Source organism: Listeria sp. ILCC796 (assembly GCF_900186175.1).
Lineage (GTDB): Bacteria > Bacillota > Bacilli > Lactobacillales > Listeriaceae > Listeria > Listeria goaensis.
Genome location: NZ_FYBV01000004.1, coordinates 120,103 through 136,786 on the forward strand (window position 1 = coordinate 120,103; position 16,684 = coordinate 136,786).

The 16,684-nt window shown below is 42.5% G+C and carries 17 protein-coding genes; all 17 read left to right on the forward strand.

Going from position 1 to position 16,684, the window contains the following annotated elements:
* Positions 1–77 precede the first annotated feature (77 nt).
* On the forward strand, positions 78–1,328 hold the full coding sequence (locus CFS04_RS06235; protein ID WP_088809755.1) for a DUF4097 family beta strand repeat-containing protein: 1,251 nt from the start codon (positions 78–80) through the stop codon (positions 1,326–1,328).
* Positions 1,329–1,395: 67 nt separating this feature from the next.
* Positions 1,396–2,610, forward strand: coding sequence for a PspC domain-containing protein (locus CFS04_RS06240; protein ID WP_088809756.1), 1,215 nt, complete (start codon positions 1,396–1,398; stop codon positions 2,608–2,610).
* 31 nt (positions 2,611–2,641) lie between these two features.
* Positions 2,642–2,839 carry a PspC domain-containing protein gene (locus tag CFS04_RS06245; RefSeq protein WP_088809757.1) on the forward strand — a complete coding sequence of 66 codons (198 nt, stop codon included), beginning with the start codon at positions 2,642–2,644 and terminating at the stop codon, positions 2,837–2,839.
* Between the two features lie 6 nt (positions 2,840–2,845).
* Positions 2,846–3,202 carry a phage holin family protein gene (locus tag CFS04_RS06250; protein ID WP_088809758.1) on the forward strand — a complete coding sequence of 119 codons (357 nt, stop codon included), beginning with the start codon at positions 2,846–2,848 and terminating at the stop codon, positions 3,200–3,202.
* Positions 3,203–3,295: 93 nt separating this feature from the next.
* Entirely contained in the window at positions 3,296–4,231 is a 936-nt protein-coding gene (gene hprK / locus CFS04_RS06255) for an HPr(Ser) kinase/phosphatase (RefSeq protein ID WP_088809759.1), read from the forward strand.
* Between the two features lie 97 nt (positions 4,232–4,328).
* Positions 4,329–5,159: a prolipoprotein diacylglyceryl transferase gene (gene lgt, locus CFS04_RS06260; protein ID WP_088809760.1), complete on the forward strand. Its 831-nt coding sequence runs from the start codon at positions 4,329–4,331 to the stop codon at positions 5,157–5,159.
* 30 nt (positions 5,160–5,189) lie between these two features.
* A complete protein-coding gene (gene ppaX, locus CFS04_RS06265; protein ID WP_088809761.1) occupies positions 5,190–5,843 on the forward strand; it encodes a pyrophosphatase PpaX in 654 nt (217 codons plus the stop codon).
* A gap of 1 nt (position 5,844) precedes the next feature.
* Complete coding sequence (locus CFS04_RS06270; RefSeq protein WP_088809762.1) at positions 5,845–6,339, forward strand: DapH/DapD/GlmU-related protein; 495 nt, start codon at positions 5,845–5,847, stop codon at positions 6,337–6,339.
* Between the two features lie 79 nt (positions 6,340–6,418).
* A complete protein-coding gene (locus CFS04_RS06275; RefSeq protein ID WP_088809763.1) occupies positions 6,419–7,882 on the forward strand; it encodes a hypothetical protein in 1,464 nt (487 codons plus the stop codon).
* Positions 7,883–7,964: 82 nt separating this feature from the next.
* Complete coding sequence (trxB, locus tag CFS04_RS06280) at positions 7,965–8,921, forward strand: thioredoxin-disulfide reductase (protein ID WP_088809764.1); 957 nt, start codon at positions 7,965–7,967, stop codon at positions 8,919–8,921.
* A gap of 470 nt (positions 8,922–9,391) precedes the next feature.
* A complete protein-coding gene (locus tag CFS04_RS06285) occupies positions 9,392–9,781 on the forward strand; it encodes a hypothetical protein (RefSeq protein ID WP_088809765.1) in 390 nt (129 codons plus the stop codon).
* Between the two features lie 104 nt (positions 9,782–9,885).
* Complete coding sequence (galE, locus tag CFS04_RS06290) at positions 9,886–10,875, forward strand: UDP-glucose 4-epimerase GalE (protein ID WP_088809766.1); 990 nt, start codon at positions 9,886–9,888, stop codon at positions 10,873–10,875.
* A gap of 67 nt (positions 10,876–10,942) precedes the next feature.
* Positions 10,943–11,977 (forward strand): aldose epimerase family protein, encoded by a 1,035-nt coding sequence (locus CFS04_RS06295; RefSeq protein ID WP_088809767.1) that lies wholly within the window; start codon positions 10,943–10,945, stop codon positions 11,975–11,977.
* A gap of 48 nt (positions 11,978–12,025) precedes the next feature.
* Positions 12,026–13,756 (forward strand): phospho-sugar mutase, encoded by a 1,731-nt coding sequence (locus tag CFS04_RS06300; protein WP_088809768.1) that lies wholly within the window; start codon positions 12,026–12,028, stop codon positions 13,754–13,756.
* Positions 13,757–13,858: 102 nt separating this feature from the next.
* The gene (gene rapZ, locus CFS04_RS06305; protein WP_088809769.1) at positions 13,859–14,734 is read left to right on the forward strand and encodes an RNase adapter RapZ; all 876 of its coding nucleotides are present in this window, start codon (positions 13,859–13,861) and stop codon (positions 14,732–14,734) included.
* A gap of 1 nt (position 14,735) precedes the next feature.
* The gene (gene yvcK / locus CFS04_RS06310; RefSeq protein ID WP_088809770.1) at positions 14,736–15,698 is read left to right on the forward strand and encodes a YvcK family protein; all 963 of its coding nucleotides are present in this window, start codon (positions 14,736–14,738) and stop codon (positions 15,696–15,698) included.
* Positions 15,699–15,703: 5 nt separating this feature from the next.
* Positions 15,704–16,678: a DNA-binding protein WhiA gene (whiA, locus tag CFS04_RS06315; protein ID WP_088809771.1), complete on the forward strand. Its 975-nt coding sequence runs from the start codon at positions 15,704–15,706 to the stop codon at positions 16,676–16,678.
* Positions 16,679–16,684: the final 6 nt, after the last annotated feature.

Here is a 16,684-nt window from a genome sequence, read left to right on the forward strand (position 1 = left end):
TTCATAATGAACATATAGTTAAAAGACCTATGAATTTAATGACTTTACTTACAATATATTTTTTAGGAGGAACTGGAATGGAAAACGAACGTAAACGCATTTTAGAACTCGTGAAACAAGGTGTTATCTCAACGGAAGAAGCGCTAACGCTACTTGAAAATATTTCGAAAAAAGAAGGCAAATCAGCAGCCTCTGAAAATATTCGTCAAGCTGAGCGCAGAACTTCTTATGAGGAAACTTTTGAGAACGAGGAAGAAGAACAAGGTTATGACTACTCGCAAGGCTGGAATACAGCCGGTAATCCGTATCGCGGAGGAGAAGCGAAGAAACCGCGTAGAGAACGTCCAGAGCAAAGAGCAAAAGATGAGGAACGTGCTCGTATTGAAAAGGAAAAACGCGAAGAATCAATGAAAAATGTGATGAACGATTTATCGCAAGCTGGTGAAAAAATTGGTTCATTCCTAAGCAGTGCTTTCAATCAAGTGAAAGATATGCCGTTTCCATTTTTAACATCAACAAAAATTGAACGCGAATTTGTTTATCATGATACAACACTTTCGATTTTAGAATTTGAAGTGGCAAATGGAAACATTGAATTTAAACCGTCCGATAATGATGATATTCGCGTCCATGCGATGATTAAACTATTTAAAGAATACCCAGAAGAAGAAGCAATGAAAATCTTCTTTGACCGCACAACGCTTCGTGTCGATGAAGAAACGCTTCGCTTTGAATCTAAATCCAAGCAAATCGTAACGAATTTAACAGTATACTTGCCACGTCGTGAATATGATTATGTGTCAGTGAAAATTTTAAATGGTAATTTCCACATTGATGAACTAACTGGTCGTGACTTGTTTGCGAAAACAACAAATGGGAACATTAGTGTCGGTACAATCCAAGCGACATTGACAGAAATCGAGTCGATTAACGGTAATGTACGCGTGCAAAACGGAAACGTGCGCGATGTTTCACTTAAAACCTTTAATGGCAATGTTTCAGTAAAAGGTAGTTTCTACTCAACCAATTTAATGACCAAAAATGGGAATGTCAATTATCACTTACAAAATGAAGAAGCGGCATTCTTAAAAGCAAAAACTGGTGCAGGGAACCTAGAAATTACTGTGCCGAGAGAACTCGGATTAGACGGGCGCCTTCATACGAACCTCGGTAAATTATTATTAGATGTGAAAGATGCGAAAGTGTTGGATTCAAAATCTGAATCTGTAAGTAAAACGATGGTCTTCACGAAACCTGCTGCAGGTGATACACTTAAACTTGAGGCGGAAGCTACAACAGGTAGTGTCAAAATTCGTGAATCTAAGTGAAACGTGTAAAATAAAACGGAACTCAGAGTCTTCGCTTGGCGAAGACTCTTGAAAGGAAGCGCATAGTATGGACAAAAAACTAAGAAGATCTCGTGTTGATCGTAAAATCGGCGGTGTTTTTGGTGGTATTTCTGAATACACTGGTATTGATGCAACGATTCTACGTTTGATTTTCATTGTTGTCGCTGTTTTTACGATGAAAACGGGTATCGCAATTATTGCCTATATCATTGCCCTGTTTGTGATTCCTTCTGAAAATATGACGACGGAAGAAGTGCTTGATCATCATCGTAAACGTATTGATGAGAGAAAACGTCGTATGGAAGCGCGTAGAAATAGGCAGTATGACAGAAGAAAACACCACCACGAAGCGCATATGAATCATAAAATGCATCACGAAAAAGTAAGCATGCAACATGCGGAAAGAAATCATTCAGGAAGTCGACCAAGGCCGTCCCGTGAATTCAGCTTTGATGCTACAACATTTAGAGGGTTGAAAGTTCAAGTTGCAACCGGTGATGTGACGCTTCGTGTTTGGGAAAAGGATGACTTAAAAGTGCGCGTTGTACTAGCTGTGCATGAGAAAGCACGCTCCATTCGTCAATTAAGCGAAGACAAATTGTGGGACTATTTTTTCAGTCAAACCATGCTTGAAATTACGCCAGAACAATTTACATTTGAATCTAAGAATGATGTATTAAAAACAGATGTTGTGCTAACAGTGCCAAAACGGCTTTATGAACAAATGAAAATTCAGTTACTTAACGGAAACTTGAAATTTGATGATGTGTCTGTTGAAGATAGTATTTTAAAAGTGCGCCATGGCGACGTGAGATCTGCTGGGGCGAGTGGGAAGTTTTTAAGTGCCGAAGTAACGGACGGAGAAATTTTCTTTAAACGCGCCGATGTTGAAAATGTAGATTTGGCAACGCAAAAAGGTGATGTTTCGATTGCTGGAAACTTGCTTACAACGGTTGCTAAAACGGCTAATGGTGACGTGGATTATACAGTTTACAATGATACAGCCACGGCGGCTGATTTAAAGGCACCAAATGGAGATATTCGCATCCAAATTCCCGCATCGTGGAATGTGGACGGAACGCTTGGGACTAGACGTGAGAAGATTTATTTCGATTTGAAGAATGCAAAAGTTTGGGACAACTCGAATCAGACGTTTGTCTTTACGCAAAATGCGGAAGAGATTAGCACGGGAACAATTCAGGCGAATGTAAACACGGGTATTATTAAAGTAACAGAGCTTGAACAGCAAGAAGTAAAATAAGAAAAATAGTTTTAATCAGGAGGGAAAGTAAATGAAAAAGTTAACGAAATCTAACAACCAAAAAATGTTGGCTGGTGTATGTGGTGGTTTTGCAGAATACTTTGGTGTTGAAGTAACGTGGATTCGCCTAGCTTGGGCGGTTATCTCATTGTTCGCTGGTACAGGAATTCTACTCTATATTATTGCAGCGATTGTTATGCCGAAAGCTCCAAGTACAGAGTGGGAGTGATAGATTTTGCGTTTTATAATAGGTGTTTTAATTAATGCAGTACTGTTTGTAGCGTTATCGGGCTTCTTTTCTAGTTTTCACGTAGATGGTTTTACTACGGCGATACTGGCGAGCTTTATTCTAGCAATTTTGAATATGCTCATTCGACCGATTTTGCTACTGTTGACGTTGCCGATTAATATTTTAACGCTTGGCTTGTTTACTTTTGTAGTCAATGCGCTCATGTTGGAACTGACAACGTATTTTATGGGAAGTTCTTTCAATATTGACGGTTTTGGAACAGCCCTTATTTTAGCGGCTATTATGGCTTTTGCCAATATGATTATTAATTCGGTTCTTTTTGACAATAAGAATCGGCGATAAGTTATGAGCAGTCGCTCATAACTTTTTGTTTGCGCTATTCGAATCTGGTGATCCATGGTAAAATAAAAGAAAAACCGTAGTGGAGGGACTTACATGACAAAAAGCGTGACGGTAAAGGAGTTAGTGGAGCGGCTTAACTTGCAGCTGATTTGCGGCGAAGAAGGTTTAGAGCGGCCCATTTCAACGAGTGATTTATCAAGGCCAGGTCTTGAATTAACTGGTTTCTTTTCTTATTATCCAGAGGATCGTGTGCAACTTTTCGGCATGACGGAAATTTCGTTTTCGGAAGGAATGGAGCCTAGTGAGCGGTTAAAGCGTTATAAGCAAATGTGCACGAAGCGAACGCCGGCTTTTGTTGTTTCGAGGAATTTAGAAACACCGAAAGAGCTAATTCAGGCGGCTAGCGAGGCTGGAATCCCGGTGCTCCGTTCGAGACTCAAAACGACGCGTCTTTCTGTTTATATAACGAACTTTTTGGAAAGTAAATTGGCGCCAGTTATTTCGATGCACGGGGTGCTTGTAGATATTTATGGCCTTGGGGTTTTAATTACCGGTAGTAGTGGCGTTGGGAAAAGTGAAACTGCGCTTGAACTGGTGAAACGCGGTCACCGGTTAGTTGCCGACGATAATGTTGAAATCCGCCAAGAAGATGAACTATCCTTAATTGGCTCTTCGCCAGCAATTATTGAGCATTTGCTTGAAATTCGCGGTCTCGGAATTATTAACGTGATGACGCTCTTCGGGGCAGGGGCAGTTCGGTCAAGCAAGAAAATTACGCTTGTTGTGCACCTTGAAAATTGGGATCCAACGAAACATTACGACCGAGTGGGACTTGACGAGGAAAAAACGCGCATTTTCGATATGGACGTTCCTAAAATCACCGTTCCAGTTCGCCCAGGCCGAAATTTATCTGTCATCATTGAGGTGGCGGCAATGAATTTCCGCTTGAAAAATATGGGATATAATGCGGCGGAACGTTTCACAAGTGACTTAAACAATTTGATTAGCCAAAATAGCATGAACGATTAACGAAGGAGGCTTGGCAATTTGGTCAAGCTTCTTTCTTTTTTGTGCGAGAAAAGGTAAAATTGAATAGTGAAAATGAAGAAAAGAAAGTAGGTTCGGAATGGAAAATCAAATTACACCGCTTGATCCGGTGGCAATTCAACTTGGTAACTTCTCCATTAAATGGTACGGCATTATTATTGCGCTAGGTGTGGTTGTAGCGCTACTTTTGGCACTAAGAGAGGCGACTAAACGCCGTTTTGATAAAGAGTTGTTTGTGGACTTATTAATTTGGGCAATTCCGATTTCAATTATTTGTGCCCGCATTTATTACGTTATTTTCCAATGGGATTTCTATAAAGATAATCCAAGCGAAATCATTAAAATTTGGCACGGTGGGATTGCAATTTACGGGGCGCTTATTGGGGCGGTAGGTACGGCTATCATATTCTCGCGTATCAAGAAAATCTCCTTTTTCCAACTAGCGGATATTGCAGCTCCAAGTTTACTGATTGCGCAAGCGATTGGACGTTGGGGAAATTTTATGAACCAGGAGGCACACGGGGCGGAAACGACGCGTAGTTTCTTGGAAAGCTTGCATCTGCCAGACTTTATCATCAATCAGATGTACATAGACGGCGCTTATTATCAACCCACTTTTCTTTATGAAAGTTTATGGAATGTGCTTGGGTTTGTTGTACTCCTTGTTTTACGCCGGACGAAGATTCGCCGCGGAGAGCTGTTTTTGGGTTACGTAATTTGGTATTCATTTGGTCGTTTCTTTATTGAAGGAATGCGTACGGATAGCCTGATGTGGGGCGACATGAGAGTATCACAAGTACTGGCTGTAATTTTAATTGTAGTGTCAATGGGCATGATTATTTATAGACGAATCAAACTAAATCCACCTTATTATTTAGCGGACAAATACGGGGAAGTGCCAAAAAAATAAGCTTTGCTTCGGCAAGGAAAGGTTGAAAGTATGACGAAAAAGATTACGACTTTGCTTTTTGACTTGGATGGAACCTTGATCAATACGAATGAACTCATCATCGAAACGTTTAAGAAAACCTTGGCGGAATTTTTACCAGAAAGAAGCTTTTCAAGAGAGGAAATTTTGCAATTTATCGGTCCGCCGCTTACGGAAACTTTTGCGAGCTTAGCGCCAGAACGAGTGGACGAAATGATTGCGTATTATCGCGAGTTTAATATTGCGCACCATGACGATCTCATCTTAGAGTATGACGGTGTTTACGAGGCAATTCGCGCGCTTTATGAGGAAGATTACAAGCTTGCGGTCGTTTCCACGAAAATGTACGATGTCATCATGAAAGGTCTGAAACTCACTGGCCTCGATAAATATTTTCAGGTCGTCATCGGGCTCGACCAAGTGAAAGTGGCGAAACCTGACCCGGAAGGAATTGAAATGGCGCTTGCGCTGCTAAGTTCAGAGGCAGACGAGGCGATTATGGTTGGCGATAATTTCCACGATATTCACGCGGGGAAAAACGCGGGTACGAAGACGGCGGCTGTTTCATGGTGCATTAAAGGTCCGGATTACTTGACGCAATTTGAGCCAGACTACATGTTAAAAACGATGGGCGATTTACTTGAGATTGTCCGTACCGAGGCCTGATATGCGAAACTACAAGCGTTACGAGCCGAAAGTTGCGAACGAAAACCCGCTCAACCACGTTTACAAGACGGTTCCGTTTTGGCGCACCTTTAAAAATACTGTGGTTATCGAATTTGCGCGCTACTTCCCGTGGATGGGTGGCAAACGCAATTTGTATCGCAAACTGTTAGGCATGAAGGTTGGCGACAAAACGGCAATTGCGTTTAAAGTGACCTTTGATTTATTTTTCCCAGAAAAGATTACGATTGGTAAAAATTCAGTTATTGGCTATCAAACGACGATTTTGACCCACGAATATTTAGTGCATGAATACCGCGTGGGCGCTGTTTCGATTGGCGATAATGTCATGATTGGTGCGGGCGTCATTATTTTACCGGGCGTCCAAATCGGCGACCGCGCTGTGATTGGCGCCGGTGCAGTCGTTTCGAAAGATATTCCAGCGGGTAGCGTGGCATTTGGTAATCCGATTGTGATTAGAGAAAAATCCGATTCTTAAGCGAGAATGGGATTTTTTGCTGTATTGACGGAAACGCGAACTATGATATACTAAATAAACGAAATGGAGGGGAGAAATAATGGCAGAAAAACGGTTTCGGGAACCGAAAGTGATTCACTTTCTCCCAAACGGACAATTTTATTTTGAACGAGGTATTGTGGCTTTTCGCGAGGAGAAGATGACGGAAGCGATAGGCTATTTGGAGCGCGCGCGTGATTTAGAGCCTTTTGAGCCGGTCATCATTTGTCAGCTGGCGATTTGTTATACGGAAATTGGGCAATTTCATAAGTCGAATCAACTTTTGCGTTACGTTTTAGAAAATTTGGATGGAAATATGTATTATTGTTATTACTTTATTGCGAACAATTTTGCTTATTTGAAGGACTTTAAACGGGCGCTTCAGTACGCTAAGCGGTATGTGGCGGAGGATCCAGAAGGCGAATATGTGGAAGAGGCGAACGATTTAATGGACGTTTTACTTGAAGAAACGCCAATCGGGCAAAATCTTGAAAATAAATTTATTAAAGTGGAACAGGAATTTTATGAATATAAAAAGGAAATCAACCGCTATTTGGCGGAGGAAGATAGTGTTTCGGCTTGTCGCGTTTTAGAGCGAGTTATTGATGAGAAACCGAACTTTTGGCCGGCTTACAACCAACTGGCGGCACTTTATTTTGAGCAGCTTCGCGAGGAGGAAGGACTTAAAGTTTTGTACGATTTACTAGAACGGTCAAGCGGCAATTTGTTAGGGCGCATTGATTTGTTTATGTATCATTACTTCAAGGCGAATGAAGAAGAAGTTCAGCAACTTTACGCGGAGCTTACGAAAATTGTGCCTATTTTGACGCATCACCGGGAACGGTTAGGCTACGTACATGCTATGATGGGGGCGTATAAGACGGCGGACGATTTTCTGGGCGATATTGTTGATTTAGAGGTAACCGAACGACCGAAGTTTTATTATTACCGGGCAAAAACCGCTTTTTATTTAGGTAATATTGAATTTGCGCATGAAATGTGGGCGCAATTTTTAAACTGTGACGTATATGAAAAAGAAGATTTTCCGTTTGATGAAGCGGCAAATGATTTTGCGGCGCATGTACCAAACGTTTTGCAACTTCTGGCATCGAAAGAGCGTACGCTGCACTATCTAGGCGTTTATGCGCTCTCAATTTCACCTGCGCGCGCGGAACTTGTGCTTTTTCACCCGCTGTTTGAAATGACGAATTGGACGTACGAGGAGCACCTCGTTTTCACGCAATTTGTCTTTCTCGCAGAAGGCATTCCCGAGCAAAATAGTCGCTATATGGTAGAACTTTTCGAAGAACTAAGACGCAAAAGCCTACCTCTTTCGGATGAAAACTTAGCGCTTTATATGCAAGTTGTAAAAACGGTTTGGCAGATTACTGAAAAACAAATCCTCTTACCTGAGTACGAGAAGAAAGCTGTTTTATCGAGCTTCGTCACCCGTTTTGGCAGTCCAGCGCAAATTAAACAAGCGGCTTTAGACCAAAAAATACAAGATATTGATTTATTCAAGTAGTGTGAGCATATATATAGACGAACTTACTGTTTCGTATTAAGCTAGGTGTAGACTTTAAAGAGCGACCTTAGGAGGATGTAAAATGGTAAGTGAAGAAAAAATTTATGATGTAATTATCATCGGAGCTGGGCCTGCTGGCATGACGGCAGCGCTTTATACTTCCCGTGCTGATTTAGATACATTAATGATAGAACGTGGCGTGCCTGGTGGGCAAATGGTGAACACGGCGGATGTGGAAAACTACCCGGGTTTTGATAGCATTTTAGGTCCAGATTTATCGGATAAAATGTTTGCAGGCGCGAAGCAATTTGGCGCGGAATATGCGTATGGTGACATTAAAGGGATTGAAGATTTTAAAGCATATAAACTGGTGACGGCTGGTTCGAAAAGCTATAAAGCGCGTGCGGTCATTATTGCGACTGGTGCCGAACATCGTAAACTTGGTGTAACGGGCGAAGACGAGTTAAGCGGCCGCGGCGTATCGTATTGTGCGGTTTGTGACGGAGCGTTTTTCAAAAATCGTGATTTAGTCGTTGTTGGCGGCGGCGATTCGGCAGTTGAAGAAGGCACTTACTTGACGCGTTATGCAGATAAAGTGACCATCGTGCATCGCCGTGACAAATTGCGCGCACAACAAATTCTGCAAGATCGCGCGTTTAAAAATGAAAAAGTGGATTTTGTGTGGGATTCCACAGTGGAAGAAATTGTTGGCGACGACAAAAAAGTAACTGGCGTACGTTTAGTGTCCACAAAAGATGGCTCTAAACATGATTTAGAAGCTGATGGCGTATTCATTTATGTCGGCCTTGTCCCGCTAACAAGCGCGTTCAACGACCTCGGCATTACCGACGATGAAGGTTACATTCGTACGAACGAAGAAATGGAAACGAGTATTCCGGGCATTTTCGCTGCTGGAGATGTTCGCGCAAAAAGCTTACGCCAAATTGTAACGGCAACTGGTGACGGCGGCCTAGCTGGACAAAACGCACAAAAATTTGTAGAAGAATTAAAAGAATCGCTTGAAGCGGTGAGTGAATAAGGTTAAAAGACTGCCAATTGTAGGCAGTCTCAGACTGATGACAAACAGCAATCTTCGTCGTTAAAGCCTCCGTTCCGCTCCTCACGTACTCAAGTACGCTCCGGTGCGGTACTCGGCTTTGCCTAGAATCTCACCATTTGTCATCAGTCTGATTGTGCGTGGTACGTTTTGTTTGGCTTAAAGTTTAGAGTTTTTCTACAAGCTGAGACTGCCAATTGTAGGCAGTCTTTTTTTCTTGCAACTTCCTTAAATAGTTTGAAAATTAGTACTTTTAGTGTGGGTTTTATTCTCTGGAATGTGCTACTATTTAATTGGGCGTGGATGGGTATATTATATCTAGGACATTAATTTTTATTTTTTGGCTGTACTTACTTGTAAAAATATTTGAATTTATTTCTAGTGATAAAAAATAAATGAACTAAAAATTTTATGTAAAATCTTTTTTTAAAGAACGAAAGGATGTCGTTTTAATGAAAAAAATTGCTGTTGTTACTATCGATGTGACTAAGGTTAAGGCTGCGGGCGGAAAAGAGGTCGCTTTTACGGTGCAGAATGAGGCGACGGAACAATGGGCTGAGGCGCATCAAGAATTCGATGTCAATCTTATTCGTATTCCCTGGTATGTGAAGACGGGCGACGCGCTTGTAAACTTCTTTGTGCGGAAAGTTTTGAAGATAAAAGACGTACCGGAATATGAAAATATGTTGCAATTCGTTTATTTCTCGCATATGAGCGCTTTTTATTTATCGAATGCGGAATTTGATGAGATTGTTTTTGAAAATCATGATCTGTTAGTTAAAACGTTGCCGCAATGTGAAAATGAAGCGCGGTACCGGGAAATTTCGACCGTGATGGAATGATGCGGGGTCCCCTTTTTTTGAGGGGGTTTTTTATTTAGGGGTGACGATTGCTTGGAACTGTTGTAAAATGGTACAAGAAGAAGCGGCGTAAGGAGGTCGACGAGATGAGTATTTTAGTGTTAGGTGGGGCTGGATATATTGGCTCTCACGCGGTAGATGGGTTGCTAGCGAAAGGGTATGATGTCGTTGTTGTTGATAATTTGCAGACGGGGCATCAGGCGTCTTTGAATCGTCAGGCGACTTTTTATAAAGGTGATATTCGGGACAAAGTTTTTTTACAAAGTGTCTTTAAAAAAGAAAAAATTGAGGGTGTAATCCATTTTGCGGCGAACTCGCTTGTTGGGGAATCGATGCAAATTCCACTCGTTTATTTAAATAATAATGTTTACGGGACGCAAGTTTTGCTTGAAGTGATGGAGGAATTTGGCGTTCGGCATATCGTTTTCTCGTCTTCAGCGGCGACATACGGCGAGCCAGAGCGTGTACCGATTACAGAGGACATGCCAACGAATCCTGAGAGCACTTACGGAGATTCAAAGCTTATTATGGAGAAAATGATGCACTGGTGTGACTTGGCTCACGAGTTACGTTACGTATCGCTAAGGTATTTTAACGTTGCTGGAGCGAAAGAAGATGGCTCGATAGGTGAAGACCACAATCCCGAGTCACATTTAGTTCCGATTATTTTGCAGGTGGCTTTAGGGCAGCGTGCGGAATTATCAATTTATGGTGACGATTATCAGACGGAAGATGGCACATGTGTGCGCGATTACGTACATGTGGTGGATTTGGTTGATGCGCATATTTTGGCGCTGGAGTATTTGAAAAATGGCGGCGTGAGCAATATTTTCAACTTGGGCAGTAGCAACGGCTTTTCTGTGAAGGAAATGCTTGATGTGGCGAGACGTGTGACAGGTAAGGAAATTCCGGCTGCAATTGGGCCGCGCCGAGCTGGTGACCCTAGTACACTTATTGCTTCGAGTGAGAAGGCTCGTCAAGTTCTTGGCTGGACGCCGAAACATACGGATATGGAGGAAATCATTGGAACCGCGTGGAAATGGCATTTGGGCCATCCGAACGGGTATGTAGAATAAAATAGCGTTTGAACTGGCGACTTGAATTGTCGTCAGTTTGTATGTTTGACGACGAAGGAGGGACAAATTGAAACGAATTTTTGGTGAAATCGATGGAGTACCAATTTATGAGTACACACTTAAAAATAATCGTGGCACGGAATTTTCGGCTTTAAATTACGGTGGGATTGTGACGCGTATTGTAACGGAAGACCGTTTTGGCGAGTTTCAAAATATTAGTTTAGGGTTTGACAATTTAGCTGACTATTTGGCGCATTCGCCTTATTTTGGGGCTTTTGTTGGTCGTGTTGCGGGGCGGATTCGAAACGGCACTTTTGTGCTTGACGGTAAACAATATGACGTTGTGAAAAATAATGGGAACCACCAGCTGCACGGAGGCCGTCCGAATTTCAGTAAGGCGATTTTCCAAGTGGAAGAAGTACAAAATTCGCTTATTTTTTCCTACAAGAGCCCTGCCTTTGAAAACGGCTATCCCGGTGAAGTCGATGTGGTGATGCGCTATACGCTGACGGATGACGATGCATGGGTGATTGAATACGAGGCGAAGACCGACCAGCCGACGCTGTTCAACCCGACGAATCATACATATTTTAACCTTTCGGGGGATGTTAAAAAGGCGGTTTTCGAGAATGAGCTTTTTGTGCGAAGTCACGCATTTGCATGTGTGGACGCCGATTTAGTTCCAACTGGAGAAATTAGAGCGACTACAGGAACCGCGTTTGATTTTACTGCGAAAAAACGAATTCAAGACGCCATTTCAAAAGGTGACCCGCAAATCGATTTTGCGAGCGGTGGCCTCGATCATGGCTTCGTTTTGGAACATGAAGCGGGGCAACCAGATGCCGTTTTAATGGATGCTGAAACTGGTCGCGGGGTGGCTGTTCAGACGGACGCGCCAGCCGTTGTCATTTATACAGGAAATACGTTGTTTGGCGATTACAAAGTTTTTGGCGAAACAATTCGGCCTTTTTCAGGTATTACGTTTGAAACGCAAATTTTACCAGATGCGATTCACCACCCGCATTTTGGTGATAGCGTGCTGCGCCCTGAAAAGCCTTTTTATTCCAAAACGACTTTTCGCTTTTTTGTAAATAAAGCTTGAAACTGATAAAATATAACAGAAGGTATTTGTGAGAGGAGCCTATGAACGATGAATTGGAATACAGAATATGAGAAATGGTTAAACAATGCGCAACTAGATGCTGATTTACGTAAACAGCTTGATGGCTTGAGCGGTGATGAAAAGACACTTGAAGATAGTTTTTATAAAAATATGGAATTTGGAACTGCTGGAATGCGAGGTGTTCTTGGTGCGGGCACTAATCGCATGAACATTTATACGATTCGTAAGGCGTCTTACGGACTTGCAAAATTTGTAGCAGAAAATGGGGATGCGGCGAAAAAACGCGGTGTAGTCATTGCCTATGACCCTCGTCACATGTCACAAGAATTCGCGTACGAGAGCGCTTCGGTTTTAGGCGCCCACGGGATAAAAAGTTACGTGTTTGAATCGCTTCGCCCGACGCCGGAACTTTCTTTCGCGGTTCGCGATTTAAACTGCTTCAGCGGGATTGTCATTACGGCGAGCCACAATCCACCAGAATATAACGGATACAAGGTTTACGGCGAGGACGGCGGGCAAATGCCACCAGCAGGAGCGGACGCGGTGACGGAATATATTGATTCGGTTGAGGACATTTTTGCGGTGGAAATTCGCGATACGAGCGAGCTCAAAGCGAGCGGGTTGCTTGAAGTTATCAGCGACAAAGTGGACGTGCCGTATTTGGAAAAATTAAAAGAGGTTACGGTGAATAAAGCGCTTGTAAAAGAAAAAGGTGACACGTTGAAGATTGTCTTCACGCCGCTTCACGGGACGGGTGGCATTCTAGGCGTGCCTGCCCTTGAAAGTGTTGGATTCACAAACATCATTCGGGTGACGGAGCAATTTGAAAACGATCCGGATTTTAAAACGGTAAAATCACCAAATCCAGAAAACCGTGAAGCTTTCCTACTGGCGATTGAATACGGTGAAAAATACGATGGGGATATTTTAGTTGGAACGGATCCTGATGCGGACCGTCTAGGCGTGGCTGTTCGCACGAAAAACGGCGAATACAACGTGCTTTCAGGTAACCAAATCGGCGCCCTCATTTTAAACTACTTGCTAAAACAAAAGAAAAACCAAGGCGAGTTGCCAGCTAACGCGGCCGTCTTGAAATCCATCGTAACAAGTGACCTTGGTCGCGAAATCGCTGAATTTTACGGGGCGGAAATGATTGAAGTTCTAACAGGCTTTAAATTTATCGCCGAACAAATTAAGCGTTTTGAAGAAACAGGTTCCAATACATTTTTATTTGGCTATGAAGAAAGTAATGGCTATATGGTGAAGTCATTCACGCGTGATAAAGATGCTATCCAGGCGGTGCTTGCGATTTCAGAAGTGGCACTGGATGCTAAAGAGCGTGGATTCACGCTTTCCGAAGAATTGGACAATATTTTCTCCCAGTTTGGCTTTTATAAAGAGGATCTTGTGTCGCTTACGCTTAGCGGAAAAGACGGATCGGAGCGGATTAAAGAAATTATGACGAGCTTCCGCGAGAAATTGCCGACTGGTATGGGTGGCGAGAAAATCGAGCGTGTGGAGGATTACTTGCGCAGTGAAACGAATTTTATTGCGTCTGGCGAATCCGCGCCTATCTTGCTTCCGCGCGCGGATGTGCTTAAATTTTACTTGACTGACGGTTCATGGTTCTGCTTACGACCATCTGGAACAGAGCCAAAAATCAAGTTCTACTTTAGTATAAAAGGGGCAACTGAAGCGGCTAGCCAGAAAAAACTCGAGAAAGTTCGAGATGCACTCTTAGAGCTTGTTGAGCATTAAAATAGAAGGGGTTTTCGCAGATGCGAAGCCTCTTTTTGCATCATTATAGTGGTGATTATGGTAGAATAATAGATATAGTGAACGATGGAAGGATGAGTGCTTTTGGCAACGAATCAATTGCAATTAGTTATTATTACTGGAATGAGCGGGGCAGGTAAAACGGTTGCCATGCAGTCTTTAGAGGATCTTGGTTATTTCTGTGTCGACAATTTACCGCCGACTTTGTTACCTAAGTTTTGGGAGCTTATGAAGGAATCCGGCAAAATGAATAAAATTGCACTTGTTATGGATTTACGCGGACGTGACTTTTTCGACTCCATTGAGCAAGCGCTAGATGAACTCGATAACACTTCTTTTATTACGACTAAAATTCTCTTTTTAGAAGCAGATGATGGGGTTTTAGTTTCGCGCTATAAAGAAACAAGACGGCACCACCCACTTGAACCAAATGGCTCCGTTTTAGAAGGTATTAAAGCGGAACGCGATTTATTAAGTGATTTGAAAGGTCGCTCGCAACTTGTCATCAACACATCGAATATGAAGCCGCGCGAGCTTAGAGAACGAATCAATCAAGAGTTTAGAGCAGAGGATAAAGATGTTTTCAATGTGCAAGTGATGTCTTTCGGATTTAAGTACGGCTTGCCGATTGACGCGGATCTTGTGTTTGATGTACGGTTCTTGCCGAATCCGCATTATATTGATAAGATGCGTCCTTTAACAGGACTTGACAAAGATGTTTATGATTACGTGATGAAATGGCCAGAAACGCAAACTTACTTGGATAAGACGCTTGATTTACTCAATTTTACGCTGCCTTATTACAAACGCGAAGGGAAGACGCAACTTGTCATTGCGATTGGCTGTACGGGCGGGCAACACCGTTCTGTTGCACTTTCTGAATACATTGGAAAAGCGTTGCAAAGTAAATACGAAACGACGATTTCACACCGAGATATGAAACGCAGAAAGGAAAAGTAGCATGGAAAAAGCAAGGAAACCGAAGATTGTAGTTATCGGCGGTGGCACTGGCATTCCCGTCATTTTAAAAGGCTTAAAAAATAAAAATGTTGATTTAACTGCGCTCGTCACAGTTGCTGATGATGGCGGTAGCTCGGGGAAAATTCGGCAGCAAATGAACGTGCTTCCACCCGGTGATATTCGCAATGTCATGGTTGCTTTATCAAACGCTGATCAGCGCCTCGTTGACCTTTTTCAGTATCGCTTCAAAGTGGACGGTGATTTATCGGGTCATGTCGTAGGCAACCTCATTTTAACGGCGCTTTCTGAACTAAACGCAAACTATGTAGATGCCATTGATGTTCTTTCCAAAGTCATGCGCATTCGCGGCAAAGTCATTCCCGTAACCGACCACCCGCTTGTTTTAAAAGCAGAGATGGAAGACGGGGAAATTGTAACCGGAGAATCGATTATTCCTTTACAAGGAAAGCAAATTAAACGGGTGTTTATTGACCCAGAAGATGTGGCGCCGCTTGAAACGGCCGTAGCTGCAGTACAAGACGCAGACCTAATTGTTATCGGCCCAGGCAGCCTTTATACGAGCATCATGCCAAACTTACTCGTTAAAGGATTAGCAGAGGCTATTGTGGCATCAAAAGCAGAGAAAGTTTACATCACGAATATTTTAACTCAAATTGGTGAGACGGATTATTTTAGTGATGCGGACCATATTCAGGCGATTCACGAGCATGTGGGAACGCCATTTATTACGAAAATGTTAATTAATACTGAAAAAGTTCCGGTAGAATTGCTATTTCCGGACGATGTTCGACAAGTGACGCATAGTGACGCAGCGCTTAAAAAAATTGGCGTTGAAGAAGTGTATCATGATTTTCTTTCAACAGAAAATCGCCTTGTCCGGCATGATGGTGAAAAAGTGGCGCAAGCTCTTTTAAGCATGCTTCCCAATGATGAAAAGGAGTGAATGTTGTGTCGTTTGCCTCGGAAACAAAAAAAGAACTGACGAATATGGAAGTGACAGAAGATGAGGCGAAAGCCGAACTTGCCGCCTTCATTCGAATGAACGGTGCGATGTCATTTTCAAATGGTTTGATGGTGACGGACGTTCAAACGGAGAACGCAGCCACTGCTAGACGGATGTATCAACTCTTAAAGCGTTTATACGACGTCCCGATTGAGCTTTTAGTCAGAAAAAAAATGAAGTTGAAGAAAAATAATGTGTATATTGTTAGGCTGAAGGCGAAAACGAAGGAAATTCTTGAAGATTTATATATTTTGCAAGATAATTTTACGTTTACGAAGTCGATTGATAGGGCATTTGTAAAAAAACGGAATGCAAAACGTGCTTATTTGCGAGGGGCTTTTCTAGCAAGTGGCTCAGTGAACAATCCGGAAACATCGTCCTATCATCTTGAAATTTTCTCGGTTTATGAGGAACATAATGAGGCGGTATGCGCGTTGCTTAATTCATTTGACTTAAATGCGCGGACGCTCGAGCGGAAAAATGGTTTCATTACGTATTTAAAAGAAGCCGAGAAAATCACGGAATTTTTGAGTATTATTGGTGCAACACAAGCGCTGCTTCACTTTGAAGACGTCCGGATTATGCGCGACATGCGAAATTCCGTCAATCGCCTTGTTAACTGTGAAACAGCAAATCTCAATAAAACAATCAATGCGGCAGTTAGACAAATCGAAAACATTAAATTTATCCGCGCTGAAGTTGGTTTAGAAGCGTTACCAGAGCGCTTGCGTGAAATTGCAGAACTGCGCATCACGCATGAAGACGTTTCGCTAAAAGAACTCGGTGAAATGCTTTCAAATGGCGCCATTTCAAAATCAGGCATTAATCATCGTTTGCGAAAAATCGACCAAATTGCCGAACGCCTGAAAAACGGGGAAACCCCTTCACAAATAGGTTTAAATGTTCAAAGTATAAAATAAAGGATG